The organism is Arthrobacter sp. WCS2018Hpa-7 (assembly GCF_031843805.1).
In the GTDB taxonomy this organism is placed as follows: Bacteria; Actinomycetota; Actinomycetes; order Actinomycetales; family Micrococcaceae; genus Arthrobacter.
Genome location: NZ_JAVTJB010000011.1, coordinates 89,498 through 104,725, shown reverse-complemented (window position 1 = coordinate 104,725; position 15,228 = coordinate 89,498). Strand labels below are relative to the sequence as shown.

Genomic DNA, 15,228 nt, shown 5'->3' with positions numbered 1-15,228 from the left:
CTCAGCTCTCTTGGCTTTCCTGGGTTGCGTTCCGGCGCCACGTGGTAAACCGGTAGTTGGTGCCGTTCTTTGCGGTGAGCCAGCCTTCGGACGGGGCTACGGCGTCGAAGGTCCACTCATCACCGAGTTCGGGGGCAAACGTGTCGCCCTCCAGGTCGGCATCGATAATGGTGATGACGGCCAGGTTGGCGATGCCCATGGACTGGTCAAAGATTTCGCCGCCACCGATGATCCACACCTTCTGGCCTCCGGGTGCGAACTGCGATTCCAGCAGGGCCGCGTCCAGCGATGAAACCACGACGGCGCCCTCCGCCTCGGGCGTCGAGGCCCAGTCTGCGTTGCGGGTCACCACAATATTGGTGCGGCCAGGGAGCGGACGGTACTTGGCGGGGAATGACAGCCACGTCTTGCGGCCCATGATGACGGGGTGGCCGGTGGTGAGCTGGCTGAAGTGTTTCAGGTCCTCGGGGAGGTGCCACGGCATGGCGCCGTCCTTGCCGATCACACCGGACGTGGTTTGGGCCCAGACCATGCCGATGCCCGTCATGCGGGCCGCAGTTTCCTGGGTGAAAATCACGCCGGGAAGCTGGGAGGGAGTCTCGGAGGAAGGCGTGCTCATACTGCGATCGGCGCCTTGATGGTGGGGTGGTGGCGGTAGTCCACAACCTCAAAGTCGTCCAGCGTGTAGTCGAAGATCGAGTCCGGCTTCCGGAGGATTGTGAGCTGCGGGTATTCGTAGGGCTCACGGCTGAGCTGCTCGGCAACCTGGTCCACATGGTTGTCGTAGACGTGGACATCACCGCCGGTCCAGACGAATTCGCCGGGCTCAAGATCCAGTTGCTGCGCCACCATGCGGGTCAGCAGGGCGTAGGAGGCAATGTTGAAAGGGACGCCCAGGAATGTGTCTGCGGAGCGCTGGTACAGCTGGCAGGACAGTTTGCCGTCGGCCACGTAGAACTGGAAGAACGCGTGGCATGGGGGCAATGCCATGTCCTTGAGTTCGGAAACATTCCACGCCGACACGATGTGCCGCCGTGAATCCGGGTTGGCGGCGAGGTTGGTCATCAGCTCGGACATCTGGTCGATGTGCCCGCCGTCGGGGGTCGGCCAGCTGCGCCACTGCACGCCATAGACAGGGCCGAGCTCGCCATCGGCATCAGCCCATTCGTCCCAGATGGAGACGCCTTGGTCCTGCATCCACTTCACGTTGGAGTCCCCGCGCAGGAACCACAACAGTTCCACGGCCACGGACTTGAAGTGGACCCGCTTGGTGGTGATGAGCGGGAAGCTTTCGGCGAGGTCGAACCTCAACTGACGGCCGAAGACGCTGCGCGTTCCGGTACCGGTGCGGTCCGACTTGTGCGTGCCGTTGGCCATGACGTCGCGCAGAAGGTCTTCATAAGGGGTGGGGATGCTCACGAGTCCAGCTTACTGGTCTGAGCAAGCCGTCCCCGAAGCAGGTCCACGAGCGATTCGTCACCAACTCCGGCGTCACGAGCCGTCTGGATCAAACCGTCGACGGCGGCCATCACCGCCGCGTCTGCCCGCACAGCGCCTCCCGGCATCCGGGGCGGCCCGACGACGACAGTCCCGTTCCGTCGTCGTGATTCAATCAATCCCTGCTGCTCGAGTTCTTTGTAGGCGCGCGCCACTGTTCCCGCTGCGATGCCGAGGTCCGCTGCAAGGCTGCGGACCGTCGGCAGGCGGCTTCCAGGCTCCAGCACTCCGACCGCGATGAGTGAGCTGAGCTGTCGCCGGATCTGCTCGTACGGCGGGACGGGATCCGATAGGTCCACCGTGATCCCGGCAGTCATTGTGCGTGCTCTCCTTGCAGCGCCGGCTCGCCACGGGGGATGGTCCGGAACAGGCTCCGCACCGGCGTCACGGCGACGATGACCGCGATGACGGCCAGGACCATGCCGATCATGGGGAGTGGGCTGGGGCCGATCGGATCCGCTCCAGATGTGGACGGGAACACTCCGTACCAGGCGTTGCCGGTACTGATCAGCAGCACGGCGGCCTGCCCCAGGCAATACGCTGCCAAGGTACGGACGATTCTGTACATGCTGATGGCCCGGAGTGCGACGTCCAGCCCTGCGTTGCCGCCCGTTTCGTGGATACCACGACGGCGGCGCACGGCCAGGATTGCTCCGGCACCGGCCAGTGCCACCACCACGGAGACGAGAACCGCTGCTGGCCAGACCTTGGGCCCAAACGGCTGCACCTCGCCGGCCACAGCGAAGGCAACGGCCACGGCCAGTACCAGGCTGCTGCCGATCGCAACAGAGAGCAGGCCCTTGGAGACGGGTTGCCGCGGCCACTCTTTGGGAACGGCGGCCGACCCGTAGTTTTTGGCGGTCAGGAGCTCGCCCGCAGCGATGGCGACCAAGAGAACCACTGCCACCAAGCCGACCATGGAGGGAAAAGCCCAGGTTTCGGGGGTGTTCCCCGGGAGGAGGATCGCGGCGAAACCCGCCACCAGCGCCAGCCCGCCCAGCATGCCCAGTGCTGCTCCGATCGAAATGCTGAGCCGCGCAGCCCGGTGGGTTCGGGGATCGGCGCGGAGCGTGGCGGCACTGGTGGTCTTGGTGGCCTTGAGCAGCGACGGCAGTTCGGGAACCCGCCACCACCACATCATGAGGAGCACCACCATGTTGAACAGGCCCAGGACGTTGAACCACGATGCCTGCCACAGGGCACCCGGGGCCGGCTGCGCTGCAAAGTTTCCAGCAATGGCAGCCAGCCCTGCGGCGATGGTCGCGACCGTGCGGAGTAAACGGTTGGTGGCGATGGTCCTGATGGTGCGGTTGTCCTCGCCGTCGAGTGTTTCCAGCTGCCGGCGGCGCGCGATCAACAGAAGTGTCAGCCACGTTCCAACAGCGAGGAGCAGCAGCGCCCCGCCCAGCCACGAGGCCAGCTCCCACCCGGGAATCCGGCCATCCTGTCCCTGGCCCATGTAGCCACTGTCCGGATAGGCGCTGTCCGTTGGCGGCGCCTGCCCCGGAGGCTGAGGCAGCACCGGCGTGTGGCCCGGAAGCGTCGCGATCCACGCGATGACCAATGCCGAACCCGCGAAAATCCCAGCCGTAGTCCAGGCAAGTTTGCGGGGGAGGAAGTCCCTGATTCTGCGGACGGTCAGTTCGGCGTACCTGCGGGGCGCCTTGGGCGCGGGGTAACTCAGTTGACCCAACGCGTGGACGGCAAGGCAGGCGAGTATGGGCCAGGCCAGAGCGCCGGCGATTTGGTCCGGAGTGGCAGGAGCGTTCGATCCCATCGGATTCGCACGGATGATCCCCGCGGTCATGGCACCCTGCAGGGAACTGGCCATCCACCCAATGATTCCCACCCATAGCCCATGCGAGGCAATGGATTGGGCGTCGGGCTTGGACCACACCTGCATGCGCAGAAACAGGTAAACGATCACGGCGCCCACTGCAGGCCCAAGGAACAGCAAGGGCGGCAGGTTTATATACACGGAAAAGACCCCCAAGTCTTTTTTATCAATGTACTAAGTATTTGATACAAAAGACCGGGGGTCAACTCCGGGACCGCGTGGTGTCAGTCGTCGAACGGCTTGACCTGTTCCACGGAAACTATCTTCCGCTCAGATCCACGCGCTACCTGGCAGACGATCACTTCGCCGGGTGTCAGGTACGGGTCCGATGTCGGAAGGAGGGCTTTCAGGCCCTGCGACATGTGTTGTCCCAGCTGTTTCAGGGCAGTAGGAAGCGCAGGGCGGTGCGTGCAGACGGCGATCGGAACCTGTTTGTCGAACAAGGCCTCCACCGCTGCCGCCGTCTTCTTGGGGGAGCGCTGGTGGCTGTGCTCGGTGAGCGCCTCCACCAGTTTCACCTTGGCACCGCTGGCCTTGGCGTAAGGGGCGATCGTGGCAACACACCGTGCCCAGGGGCTGGTGACCACACGCTGAGGTTTCCACACCTCCAGGAGGCGCTGAACCGCAACTGCCTGCCGCTGGCCCGTAGCTGCCAACGGGCGGTCGCCCTCAGCCTTGGTCCACGAGGACCGGGGCTTTGCCTTGGCGTGGCGGATCAGCACCAGTGGCCAGGTGTCCAGCTCGCCGCGGACGTGCGCCTTCTCAAGGTATTCGAGCGGCTCCACATCGGTGGGGTTGCTCAAGAACGAGGCCGCCCTGTCAAGGCTGCACCACATGACACTGTCCACTTCTTTGCCGTCCGGCCTGAGCTGGGCTCCGTTGACGCGGACAGCCCAATAGCGGACCACCTTCAAACCCGCAGACACATGGTAATGAATGGCGGGAAGAGGTATGCCCAAGGGAGCCTGGAGGCCAATCTCTTCCCACACTTCGCGGGCTGCGCACTCGGGAACTGTTTCGCCGGCGTCGAGCTTTCCTTTGGGCCAGGACCAATCGTCGTACCGCGGTCGGTGGATGAGGAGAACCTCAAGGGCACCCTTGTTGATCCGCCACGGAATGGCGCCGGCTGCGACAACAGCCACCGGCTCGCCGGGGTGGTCAGTCTGATCCGCCACGGGGGTATCGCTGTTCAAGTGGTTCCTCTACCGCCGTGCCGATGCCCGCTGGCGCGAACGGGAGTCCAGGAGCCATGACTGCATGTCGAGCAGCGGCTTGCCGTCCTCGTCCTGGTGGAACCGCGTCCAGTGGCCCTGGTTGTCCAAGTGCCAGCTGGCAGTGTCGTCGTCCACGTAACGGCGCATGAGGTCCATGACGGTGGCAGTGTCTTCCTTGCTGGCCAACTGCACCAAGGCCTCCACGCGGCGGTCCAGGTTGCGGTGCATCATGTCGGCGGAGCCGATGTAGACCACGGGCTCGCCACCGTTGCCAAAAGCAAAGACGCGTGAGTGCTCAAGGAAGCGACCCAGAACGGAACGGACCCTGATGTTTTCACTGAGTCCAGGCACACCCGGGCGCAGGGAGCAGATGCCGCGCACTACGACGTCAACCTTCACACCGGCCTGCGAGGCCCGGTAGAGGGCATCGATGATGGCTTCGTCCACCATGGAGTTGACCTTGATCTGCACCAATCCGGGAGCGCCGGCCTGGGCGTGGCGGATTTCCGCTTCAATCCTGTCCATCAATCCGGCCCGCACCGAACGCGGCGCCACGAGCAACCTTTTGAACGTGGACTTCGGCGCGTAGCCGGAGAGCTGGTTGAACAGCTTGGACAAGTCCTCGCCCACTTGTTCGTTGGCTGTGAGAAGGCCAAGGTCTTCGTAGTAGCGGGCCGTGCGTGGGTGGTAGTTGCCGGTACCGATGTGGCAGTAGCGGCGGAGACCGTCCACTTCCTGGCGGACCACCAGCGAGAGCTTGCAGTGGGTCTTCAAGCCCACAATGCCGTACACCACGTGAACGCCGGCCTGCTCCAGCTTGCGTGCCCAGGAGATATTGGCCTGCTCATCGAAGCGGGCCTTGATTTCCACCAGTGCCAGCACCTGCTTGCCGGCTTCTGCGGCATCGATCAACGCATCCACAATGGGAGAGTCGCCTGACGTCCGGTACAAGGTCTGTTTGATGGCCTGCACCTTCGGATCCGCGGCGGCCTGCTCCAGGAAGGCCTGAACGGAGGTGGAGAAGGAGTCGTACGGGTGGTGTAGCAGGATGTCCCGGCGGCGCATGGCGGCAAAAACGTTGGCTGCCTTGGACGTCTCGGATTCGTTGAGGTACCGCGAAGTGTGCGGGACGTGCTTGGGGTAGTGGAGATCGGCACGGTCGATGTTGCTGATCGCCGACAAGCCGCGCAGGTCAAGCGGTGCCGGCACCGAGTAGACCTCCGACTCTTCAACCCCCAGTTCGCGGATCAACAGCGCCTTGATGTTCGGGTTGATATCCGTGGTGACTTCCAAGCGCACCGGAGGACCGAAGCGGCGGCGCAGCAGTTCCTTCTCCAGGGCCTGCAGGAGGTTCTCGGCGTCGTCCTCTTCAACCTCCAAGTCCTCGTTGCGGGTGACGCGGAAGGTGTGGTGCTCCAGGACTTCCATGCCGGGGAAGAGCTTATCCAGGTGGACGGCAATGACTTCTTCCAACGCGATGAACCGGGCCACGCGGCCCGGGATGGCGCCTGCGCGGGGTCCGTCCACGGAAATGAGGCGTGGGAGCTGGTCCGGAACCTTGACGCGTGCGAAGAGCTCCTTGTCGCTGATCGGGTTGCTGACGATCACGGCAAGGTTGAGGGAGAGGCCGGAGATGTAGGGGAAGGGGTGTGCGGGGTCCACAGCCAACGGCGTCAGGATCGGGAAGACCTTCTCCTGGAACATGATGCTGATCCGGTGGCGGGCATCCTCATCCAGTTCATTCCAGTGCATGATGTGGATGTGCTCGTAGGCCAGCGCAGGACGGATCTGCTCAGCGAAGACCCTTGCGTGACGTTCCTGAAGCCTGTGGGCCTCTTCGCTGATCTGTTCCAGCACCTCAATGGGGCTCAGCCCGGCCGGTGAAGGCACGGCCAGTCCTGTGGCTATACGCCGCTTGAGGCCAGCAACGCGGACCATGAAGAACTCGTCCAGGTTGGAGGCAAAGATCGAGAGGAAGCTGACGCGTTCCAGCAGGAAAAGGTCAGGATCTTCGGCGAGTTCCAGCACGCGGGAGTTGAACGCCAGCCAGCTGAGCTCGCGGTCCAGGAAACGGTCCGGGGAGATGTCGCCTTCAGGCTCAAGGCTCGGCGCGAATTCCGGAATGTCGATGCGGTCCTGGGTGGCTCGCGAGGCCGGCACTTCCGAGGATCCGAAGCGTGGGGGCAAGGTTGCACCCTTCGAGGTGGATCCGGCGGTGCCGACGGGGTCCGGCTGCATGGGTGTCTCCTAAGCTCAGGACGGGGTTTCCTCCCACATTACAAGCAATTCCGGTGCTCGAATCCAAGATGTCACCTGCTTTCCCGCAAGTGATCCCGTCAGGTTAATTTTTGGTTAAAGGCCCATACATCACATCGGTGTCCCAACGAACGAAGCCCAGTTTCTGATATAGGGCTACCGCCGCCTGATTATCGGCGTCCACGTACAGCATTACTGCATGGAGGCCCTTGTCCTGGAGGTGCCTGATACCAGCGACTGTCAGGGCCTTGCCCAGGCCCAGGCCTTGCGCCGCCGGTGCAACGCCCACCACATACACCTCGCCGATGGCCGGGTGTGGGCCTTGCCGGGGATGGACTTTGGTCCAGTGGAAGCCCAGGAGCTCCCCGTCGGTGTTGACGGCCAAGAGGAACCCCTCGGGATCGAACCAGTCTTCAGCCTTCCGGGCTTCGAGGTCCGCCAGGGTCATCGAACCCTGCTCGGGGTGGTGGGAAAACGCAGCGCGGTTGGCTGCCAGCCATGCTTGCTCGTCCTGGCCGGGAACGAAGGCGCGGAGGGAGACGCCGTCCGGCAGGCCGGCGTCGGGCAGTGCTGAAGCAGAGGACATGAGCCGCATCTTCCACAGCTCACGGACCGGCCCGTATCCGAAGCCTGTGGCGAGCTCGGCGGCGGCCTCGTGGTTTCCGTGCGACCATGCGCTGAGTCCGTCGAGGCTCCGCTTGCCCTGCAGGGCCCCCAGCAGCCTTCCAGCCACACCCTGGTTGCGGTAGCTCGGGTGGACGGCCAGCTCCAGCACGCCGCTTGAGTCGGGCGCCTCAACGACGACGGCGATACCCGCCAGGTCTTCACCGGTAGCCGGATCGGAATCTTCGTCGGGTGCGTAAAGGGCCAAGGACAGGACCGAGTGGTCTCCGGAATCGACGCCGCGCAGCATGACCAGCGTCTGCTCCGAAAAGGGCGGGTTCCCGTCGGACTCCTCAGCTGCGGCGGCGAGGGACTTGACGTCCTTGAGGAGGTCGGGGTCCAAGGCGCCGGCGATGATCAGGACGGGCCAGTTTTCCGGGTGCGCGTGACTCATGATGCAAGGCTATACGTCCGGTGCAAGCCCCGTGATTTGAAGTCCCGATGGAACGGAGGTAGTCTCATTATCTCGTTCGGCTTTGCGGCACGGTAAGTCAGTTTCGTCAGCCAGCGCAGGGGGGATCCACCAGTGGGGTGGCCTCGATACGTTCGACCCGTATGTCCTCCACCAAGAACATGAGAGAGGCCGGAATCCGCAGGGATTCCGGCCTCTTTCATGTGTCTTCAGGTGTTGCGGATGGTTCCAGGGCCGCTCAGGCCTCCGAAAGTTCATCGTCCGGCTGCCGGACCAGTGTGAGCCGGTAGCCCACGTTGCGGACCGTGCTGATCAGGTTCTCGTGATCCACTCCGAGCTTGGCGCGAAGCCGCCGGATATGGACGTCCACGGTGCGGGTGCCTCCGTAGTAGTCATAGCCCCAGACCTCGGTCAGCAGTTGTTGGCGGGTGAATACCCGTCCCGGGTGCTGCGCCAGGTACTTCAGGAGTTCAAATTCCTTGAACGTCAGGTTCAGGGGCTGGCCGCTGACGCGGGCGGTATAGCTCGCTTCGTCAATGACGACCCCGGCAGCGCGGATCTCCGTCTGGGCTTCCTCTTCACCGGGAACCGCCCGTGCCATGGCGAGGCGGATACGGGCCTCCACCTCGGCCGGTCCGGCGGAGTCCAGCACAATGTCATCCACTGCCCAGGCCGAGGAGACGGCAGCCATGCCGCCCTCCGTGAGGATGAGCATGAGCGGAGCGCTGAGCCCGGTGGCCTTCAGCAGTTGGGTCAACGAGCGGGCCCCCACCAGATCCTTGCGGGCATCCAGGAAAACAATGTCCGTGGGATCGGTTTCAAGCAAGGCCGTGGGTTCTGCCGGGAGAATGTGTACGCGGTGGTTCAACAACTCCAAGGCAGGCAAAATGTCCACCGATGAGCCGGTGCTGTTCGTCAGGAGCAGGATGTGCGACATAGTTCCTCCAATGGGCTGTACGCGCATCATCGGGCGTCGAAACCGGAGATTCCCGGCCGGTCACAGCGCATTGGCAGCCTCTGCCCGTTGTAACGGGATCCAGGCCAATACAGTGCGCCGTTGAAGTCTGAGTATACCCATCAGTGCCCTGCGACACATGGATTCGTGACGGGCGGGCACCGGAATTACGACATATTGGGCCGGGTTAAGGCAGGATTGTCGAGAGGTCGTAAGACGCATCGGATTGAGGTCGGCACACAGTGAAGTCTTGGAGCATCGGGGTATTTGGACTCGTGGCGCTCATCGCCATCGTGGCCAGCACCTTCGTTTCCCGGGAAGCCATGGTGGGCGTCGGTATTGCTGCCTCCGCGGCCGTGGGGATTGGCTGGCCGCATTTCCTTGGCGTCCCTGCCAAGAAAACACTGGCGGCGGTGATCGGGTTGTCAGGCGCGGGATCGGCCGTGACTGCTGCCTACCTTCCGGCTCCTGGGTTCCTGGACGGAACACCGGCATTCGTTGCCGTAGGAGTGATGGCGGTCTTCGTGGTCCAGCTCGTGCGTGGAACGGGGCAGGCGCAGCGACTGGAATCGACCCTCGGATGCTGTGCCGGCGTGCTCCTGAACTGCCTTGGCGCAGGGTGGATTGCCGGCGCGCGGTTCAATGGTGTCAAGGAAATGGTCTTGGTGGCCGGCCTGAGCGCAGCTGTGGCCCTGATGGTGGGAATCATCCGCTGGCCGGACCGCATCGTCGCTCCGCTGGGCGTTGTCATGGCCGGACTCATGGGTCCCCTTGCTGGTCTTGTATTCTCTGATATTGCAGTACTTCCCGCGGCGTTGGTTGGCGTGGTGGTTGGCTCCGTCCTGGTGTGCTTCCGGCGAATGACCACCCTTCGGCGCGGACGCCTGAACATTCCGGCAGCAGTGGGAATGGGCGTCGCCCCCGTCTGGGCGGTGGGGGCCTTGGTGTACTTCATAGACAAACTACTCATCTACTAACGGTTAGGATGGCATCATGTCTGTACTCGCATTTGAAATCTTCTTCCTCGTTCTCCTTGGCCTGGCCAGCGTCGCCATGGCATGGTTTGCAGGGTTTGTCGTATACCGCCTTTTCAAGGGCCAGAAGTAAACTTTCTGATCCTGCTCTCCAACAGAGGTAGCCGTTGTGCCTATTGAGATCCCTACCGATCTGACGCCTGAACTCGTCCCCCTTTCCTGGCTCATTGGTGAGTGGGAAGGCCGCGGCCGGCTCGGCAGCGGTGACGAGGATTCGGAGCATTTCGTCCAGCACGTTTCCTTCACCCATAACGGCTTGCCGTACTTGCAGTACAGGGCCGAGACCTGGCTCAGTGACGACGACGGCGCAAAGTTGCGTCCGTTGACTGTCGAAACCGGGTTCTGGGCCTTGGAGCGGAAGCTCCAGGAAGGCGACGGCGGTCCCGGCCTGATTCCGGCGGACATCGTCCCGGTACTCAAGACCGCCGATGACGTGGAAGAGCGCCGCAACGAAGACGGCGGCTTCGACATCTCGGTGTCGATCGCGCACCCAGGCGGCATCACCGAGCTCTACTACGGCCAGATCAAGGGACCCCAAATCCAGCTGAGCACCGACATGGTGATGCGCGGGAGCCACTCCAAGGAATACACCGCAGCCACCCGGATCTTCGGCCTGGTGGACGGGAACCTCCTGTGGCGCTGGGATGTTGCTGCCAGCGGCAAAGCACTCGAAGCCCACGCCTCGGCATTCCTGCACAAGGTGTCCTGACCGGGGCCTCACTGTACGTTCCAGCAAGCAGCCAGCGGAAGGAGCAGAAAGTGAACACCCACCTCAAGCCGGAGGGCTATGAGGGCCTCAAGGCCGTCTTCTTCAATGGCACGCTGAAGCCTTCGCCGCAATCCAGCAACACGGATGGGCTGATCAAGATCAGCCGGGACATCATGGAGAAGCAGGGCGTCACTACCAAGCTCGTCCGGACCGTCGACCACGACATCGCCAGCGGTGTCTATCCCGATATGCGCCAGCATGGCTGGAAGACTGACGAATGGCCCGGGATCTACCCTGATGTCCGCGACGCCGACATCGTGGTGGTGGCCGGCCCCATCTGGTTGGGCGACAACTCTTCCCAAACCAAGAAACTCATCGAGCGGCTGTATGCGCATTCGGGCGAGCTGAACAGCAACGGCCAATGGGCGTTCTATCCCAAGGTAGGCGGTTGCCTCATCACGGGCAACGAGGACGGCATCAAGCACTGTTCCATGAATGTGCTGTACAGCCTCCAGCACATCGGCTTCACCATCCCACCCCAGGCCGACGCCGGGTGGATCGGTCCCGTAGGGCCAGGACCCAGCTACCTGGACGAAGGATCGGGTGGACCGGAGAGTGATTTTACTAACAGGAACACCACCTTCATGACCTGGAACCTGCTCCATATGGCCAAAATCCTCAGGGACGCCGGGGGCATTCCGGCTTACGGCAACCTGCCGGAGGAGTGGAAAGCGGGCACCCGATTCGACTTCGAAAATCCGGAATACCGCTGAACTGAAATATTGCCACACATGGAATACCGCTGAGCTGCAAGGACTTCTACTACATATGACTTACACGAGCCCTCTCTTGTCGCGCCCTGGCGCCGTCGAGGACACCGGCCTGGACGCCGGCGTCGCTGCCCACTATGGCGAGCCGCTGCGTGAGCAGCGTGCCTTGGCGGCCGGCACCGCCGTCGTCGATCTTTCGAACCGCGGGGTGGTGACCGTGTCCGGACCGGACCGGCTGAGCTGGCTCAACACGTTGTCCTCCCAGCAACTCACCAACCTGCAGCCCGGCGTTGCCAGCGAGCTCTTGATGCTGAGCGTCCAGGGCCGCATCGAATTCGATGCCAGGGTGATTGACGACGGTGAAACCACGTGGCTGATCGTGGAGACCGCAGAAGCCGCGCCTTTGGCCGAGTGGCTGAACAAGATGAAATTCATGCTCCGCGTCGAGATTGTGGACGTCTCGGAGCAGTGGGCCGTGCTGGGATCCACCAAACCGGTGGAGCAGCTGTCCTCCCGCTTGGTGTGGGAGGATCCGTGGCCGCATGTCAGCCCGGGCGGTTATGCGTACAGCATCGTTCCGGAGGAGTCCCATCCCGGGCTCGAGCGTCCTTGGTTCGAGTACCTCGTCCCAGCGGCCGAGCTGGAAAGCGCCGTTGAAAGCCTTCCGTTGGCGGGGGCTTTGGCTGCCGATGCCCTGCGGATCGCTGCGTGGCGTCCCCGCCTCGGGGCGGAGACGGACGAGAAGACGATCCCCCACGAACTGGACCTGCTGCGGACCTCGGTCCACCTGAACAAGGGGTGCTACAAGGGGCAGGAGACCATCGCCCGTGTCCACAACCTCGGCCACCCACCCCGTCGCCTCGTCTTCCTGCAGTTGGATGGCTCCCAGCACACTCTCCCCGCTGTTGGCAGCGTTGTATTTGCCGGAGAACGGAAGGTGGGTACTCTGACATCTGTGGCGCAGCACTTCGAAATGGGACCCGTGGCTTTGGCCGTGGTGAAGCGGTCCGTTTCAGCGGAGGAAACCCTGACGGTGATGGATGGCGAGGAGCCGTACGTCGCTGCCCAGGAAGTGATCGTCGCCCCCGACGCCGGCCAGGTTGTCGGGCGCCAGACCGGATTCCTGAAGGGACCCCACCGATGAGCCACCTGAACCAGCCCGCAGGTTCCGAGCCCGCAAACCCGGATGCAAGCGCCGACGACGAGACGTTGGCGCTTGCCCACGCTCTGTTCGATGCCGCCCGGGAGGGCAATACCGAACTGTTGCGTGGCTACTTGTCCGCCGGCGCTCCTTCCACGCTGACCAACGCGGCGGGGGATTCCTTGCTGATGTTGGCCGCCTATCACGGGCACGAGGAAGCTGTGCAGCTGATCCTCCACCACGGCGCTGCCGTCAATGAGGCCAACGATCGCGGCCAGACGCCCCTTGCAGGCGCGGTTTTCAAGGGGTACACGGGCGTGGCACGCATTCTGTTGGACGCAGGAGCAGACCCCGACGCCGGAACCCCCACCGCGCGCGAGGCTGCGGCCATGTTCGCCCGGGCTGAGATCCTGGCCCTTCTGGGCTGAGTCAAACCCCCGTCCAAGAAGCCCGGTCGCTTAGCGGCCGGGCTTACTTGCGGCCATATATTCCACGTGGAATAGTTGTGGTGGAATATACGCCGCGGAAAGGGGCCAACTATGCCCAGAATTTCCGATCTCACGCCCTTGGGGGTGGCATCCCTGGCCCTGTTGGCAGAGGAACCCATGCATCCGTACGAGATGTATCAAGTGCTGATGGCCCGCCACGAAGACAGGCTGGTCAAGGTACGTCCGGGAACCCTCTACCACGCAGTGGGAAGGCTTGAAGAAAACGGACTCGTGGAGGCCACGGGAACAGGGCGGGAAGGCAACCGGCCCGAGCGGACCACCTACCGGATCACGGATGCCGGACACCAAGCCCTCGACGCCCGGCTCCAGGCCATGCTCTCCACCCCCGTCAACGAATATCCCCTGTTTCCGCACGCCATTGCCGAAGCGCATCACCTCCCCTCAGCCGTGGTGACGGAACTCCTCGAGGAACGGGTCGTGGCGCTCAACGCCGATCTCGACTTCCTGGTCCGGGCGGAGGCCACGGTGACGGCCAAGGGATTGGCCCGCAAGTACTGGATCGACATCACGTATCAACAAGCAATGCGCCGAACGGAGATCGCGTGGATCCGCGGCCTCCTCGAGGAGTTGGGCAACGGGCACCTGCCCTGGGACGAACCCCTGCCGGCTCCATCAGACATTTCACACAAGCCAAAGGAATCCCTTGGAAAACGTAGCTAAGCCGTGGCCGGCGCTCTGGTCACTCGTGGTGGGCTTCTTCATGATCCTCATCGACACCACCATCGTGTCGGTCGCGAATCCGCGGATCATGGAGGGCCTCAACACGGACATCAATGCCGTCATCTGGGTCACCAGCGCCTATTTGCTGGCGTACGCAGTGCCCCTGCTCATCACCGGAAGGTTGGGGGACCGGTTCGGACCAAAGAACCTGTACCTGATCGGACTGGTGGTCTTCACCCTGGCGTCGTTGTGGTGCGGCTTGTCCGGTGACGTCACCATGTTGATCGCCGCCCGTGTCCTGCAGGGCCTGGGTGCAGCCATGATGACGCCCCAGACGATGGCCGTCATCACCCGTATCTTCCCTCCGGACCGTCGCGGTGCGGCCATGGGGCTGTGGGGCGCAACCGCCGGCATGGCCGTGCTGGTTGGCCCTATCCTGGGCGGCGTGCTGGTGGACAGCCTGGGCTGGGAATGGATCTTCTTCGTCAACGTCCCCATCGGGATCGTGGCCTTTATCCTGGTGATGCGTTTTGTACCGAAACTGACCACCCACACGCACTCCTTCGACATCCTCGGCGTGGTGCTGTCCGCCGTCGGCATGTTCCTGCTGGTCTTTGGCATCCAGGAAGGCCAGACGTACAAGTGGGGAACAGTCACCGGCTTCGTCAGCGTCTGGGGCCTGATCATCACCGGTCTGGTGGTCCTGGTTCTCTTTGTGTTCTGGCAATGGCTCCTCGAACGCCGGGGCGGGGAACCCTTGCTGCCCCTTGGCCTCTTCAAGGACCGCAACTTCTCCCTGGGCAACACCACCATCATGGCCGTCGGTTTCACGGTGACCGCGTTCCCGCTGCCCACCATCTTCTACTACCAGACGGTCCGCGGGCTGACGCCAACGCAGTCGGCTCTGCTGATGATCCCCATGGCAGTTATTTCCGGTGCCCTGGCGCCGTTCGTAGGCAAGCTCATCGACCGTGCCAACCCGAGATACTTTGCCTCGTTTGGCTTGCTGTGCATGGCAGGAGCCCTGTTCTGGACTGCTGCCCTGCTGGGACCGGACACTCCCATCTGGATGTTCCTGCTGCCCAGCGCGCTGCAGGGTGTTGCCAATGCCTTTATCTGGGGACCGGTGTCCAACGCCACCACCCGCAACCTGGAACCACGCCAGGCCGGTGCGGGGTCCGGTGTCTTCAACACCACCCGCCAAATTGGTGCTGTCCTGGGATCAGCGGCCATCGCTGCCCTGATCCAGTCGCGGCTCTCGGCGGAATTGCCCGCAGCCCCCGCCGGTGCTCCGGTGGGCGAAGCTTCCATGAGCGGCGTACTGCCGGAAGCCCTTCATGCAGGATTCTCGACGGCCATGAGCCAGTCCATCCTGTTGCCCGCCTGCGCGGTTCTGCTGGGTGCTCTTGTGGCACTGTTCTTTGGCAAGCCGAAGTCGGTGCAGGGCTGGGGCGGCAGGTCCGAAACTGCACCGGAAACCGTCAAAGCTGATCTCAACACCTAGAGTTTTTGTACACCTGATGCCCTTAAGAAGGCTCCTAGAGGGCGTTATCTGTACAAAAAGTCCGGGG

15 protein-coding genes are annotated in these 15,228 nt (G+C 63.2%); 7 read left to right on the top strand and 8 right to left on the bottom strand.

The features are described 5' to 3' along the window. Nucleotide 1: 1 nt before the first annotated feature. From RQH14_RS13615 to RQH14_RS13580, 8 genes are all read right to left on the bottom strand, one after another. Nucleotides 2–619 carry a dihydrofolate reductase gene (locus tag RQH14_RS13615; RefSeq protein WP_311213713.1) on the bottom strand — a complete coding sequence of 206 codons (618 nt, stop codon included), beginning with the start codon at nt 617–619 and terminating at the stop codon, nt 2–4. Next, the gene (locus RQH14_RS13610) at nt 616–1,419 is read right to left on the bottom strand and encodes a thymidylate synthase (RefSeq protein ID WP_311213712.1); all 804 of its coding nucleotides are present in this window, start codon (nt 1,417–1,419) and stop codon (nt 616–618) included. Before RQH14_RS13610 ends, RQH14_RS13615 begins: the two co-directional genes overlap by 4 nt. Continuing rightward, nucleotides 1,416–1,814: a GntR family transcriptional regulator gene (locus RQH14_RS13605; RefSeq protein WP_311213711.1), complete on the bottom strand. Its 399-nt coding sequence runs from the start codon at nt 1,812–1,814 to the stop codon at nt 1,416–1,418. Before RQH14_RS13605 ends, RQH14_RS13610 begins: the two co-directional genes overlap by 4 nt. After that, nucleotides 1,811–3,475 carry a hypothetical protein gene (locus tag RQH14_RS13600; protein WP_311213710.1) on the bottom strand — a complete coding sequence of 555 codons (1,665 nt, stop codon included), beginning with the start codon at nt 3,473–3,475 and terminating at the stop codon, nt 1,811–1,813. The genes RQH14_RS13605 and RQH14_RS13600 overlap by 4 nt, the downstream gene beginning before the upstream one ends. 83 nt (nt 3,476–3,558) lie before the next feature. After that, nucleotides 3,559–4,527 carry an NUDIX hydrolase gene (locus RQH14_RS13595; RefSeq protein ID WP_311213709.1) on the bottom strand — a complete coding sequence of 323 codons (969 nt, stop codon included), beginning with the start codon at nt 4,525–4,527 and terminating at the stop codon, nt 3,559–3,561. Between the two features lie 9 nt (nt 4,528–4,536). Then, the gene (locus RQH14_RS13590) at nt 4,537–6,786 is read right to left on the bottom strand and encodes an RNA degradosome polyphosphate kinase (protein ID WP_311213708.1); all 2,250 of its coding nucleotides are present in this window, start codon (nt 6,784–6,786) and stop codon (nt 4,537–4,539) included. Between the two features lie 103 nt (nt 6,787–6,889). Next, on the bottom strand, nt 6,890–7,861 hold the full coding sequence (gene mshD, locus RQH14_RS13585) for a mycothiol synthase (protein WP_311213707.1): 972 nt from the start codon (nt 7,859–7,861) through the stop codon (nt 6,890–6,892). 256 nt (nt 7,862–8,117) lie between these two features. After that, nucleotides 8,118–8,816, bottom strand: a complete 699-nt coding sequence (locus RQH14_RS13580; protein ID WP_311213706.1) for a response regulator transcription factor — start codon at nt 8,814–8,816, stop codon at nt 8,118–8,120. A gap of 260 nt (nt 8,817–9,076) precedes the next feature. Between RQH14_RS13580 and RQH14_RS13575 the strand changes: the two genes are divergently transcribed. The 7 genes from RQH14_RS13575 (at nt 9,077) to RQH14_RS13545 (ending at nt 15,161) form a co-directional block, all read left to right on the top strand. After that, nucleotides 9,077–9,811, top strand: a complete 735-nt coding sequence (locus RQH14_RS13575) for a permease (protein ID WP_311213705.1) — start codon at nt 9,077–9,079, stop codon at nt 9,809–9,811. 166 nt (nt 9,812–9,977) lie between these two features. Then, on the top strand, nt 9,978–10,577 hold the full coding sequence (locus RQH14_RS13570) for an FABP family protein (RefSeq protein ID WP_311213704.1): 600 nt from the start codon (nt 9,978–9,980) through the stop codon (nt 10,575–10,577). A 50-nt stretch (nt 10,578–10,627) separates the two neighbouring features. After that, nucleotides 10,628–11,350, top strand: coding sequence for a flavodoxin family protein (locus RQH14_RS13565; RefSeq protein WP_311213703.1), 723 nt, complete (start codon nt 10,628–10,630; stop codon nt 11,348–11,350). Nucleotides 11,351–11,405: 55 nt separating this feature from the next. Further along, nucleotides 11,406–12,491 (top strand): folate-binding protein, encoded by a 1,086-nt coding sequence (locus RQH14_RS13560; protein ID WP_311213702.1) that lies wholly within the window; start codon nt 11,406–11,408, stop codon nt 12,489–12,491. Next, nucleotides 12,488–12,916, top strand: a complete 429-nt coding sequence (locus RQH14_RS13555) for an ankyrin repeat domain-containing protein (protein ID WP_311213701.1) — start codon at nt 12,488–12,490, stop codon at nt 12,914–12,916. The genes RQH14_RS13560 and RQH14_RS13555 overlap by 4 nt, the downstream gene beginning before the upstream one ends. Nucleotides 12,917–13,027: 111 nt before the next feature. Beyond that, complete coding sequence (locus RQH14_RS13550) at nt 13,028–13,657, top strand: PadR family transcriptional regulator (RefSeq protein WP_311213700.1); 630 nt, start codon at nt 13,028–13,030, stop codon at nt 13,655–13,657. Continuing rightward, on the top strand, nt 13,641–15,161 hold the full coding sequence (locus RQH14_RS13545) for a DHA2 family efflux MFS transporter permease subunit (RefSeq protein WP_311213699.1): 1,521 nt from the start codon (nt 13,641–13,643) through the stop codon (nt 15,159–15,161). Before RQH14_RS13550 ends, RQH14_RS13545 begins: the two co-directional genes overlap by 17 nt. Nucleotides 15,162–15,228: the final 67 nt, after the last annotated feature.